Raw genomic sequence first — 543 nt, 5'->3', positions numbered from 1 at the left:
GGTGATCTGCACCTGATCGTTGGTGCCGGTAATCGTGATAGTCACGGTCTGCACCGCGCCGTCGCCGATCGCCACGTTATAGGTTTGGGTGAGGGTCTGGCCTTCGCCGAGGAACTGCAACGCGGTGTTGTTCACCGCAAAGTTCCAGCCCAGCGAACCACTGCCCGTACCGGTGCTGTCGCTCAGTGGATTGGTGGTGAAGCTGCCCAGATAGCCGGAAGCGCCCGGCGTGACGGTGACGCTGTGGGTGTCGATCAGGTCGGCGTCGGTGAAGGCGATGCTGCCGCTGGCCGCGTAGTCGCCGCTTTCTTCCCTGGCATCGCCGGCTTGCACGCCGCTGGTGATCTGCACCTGATCGTTGGTGCCGGTAATCGTGATAGTCACGGTCTGCACCGCGCCGTCGCCGATCGCCACGTTATAGGTTTGGGTGAGGGTCTGGCCTTCGCCGAGGAACTGCAACGCGGTGTTGTTCACCGCAAAGTTCCAGCCAAGCGAACCACTGCCCGTACCGGTGCTGTCGCTCAGTGGATTGGTGGTGAAGCT

General features: G+C 62.4%; 1 protein-coding gene. It reads right to left on the bottom strand.

Translation table 11 applies throughout. The features are described from left to right. A partial coding sequence (locus BK662_RS35590) for a VCBS domain-containing protein (RefSeq protein ID WP_259695964.1) occupies nucleotides 1-543 on the bottom strand: 543 nt, incomplete at both ends.

Origin of the sequence: Pseudomonas frederiksbergensis, assembly GCF_003732275.1 — a bacterium.
Lineage (GTDB): Bacteria > Pseudomonadota > Gammaproteobacteria > Pseudomonadales > Pseudomonadaceae > Aquipseudomonas > Aquipseudomonas frederiksbergensis_H.
The sequence above is the reverse complement of the archived record's forward strand: the minus strand, read 5'-3'. Positions and strand labels throughout refer to the sequence as shown.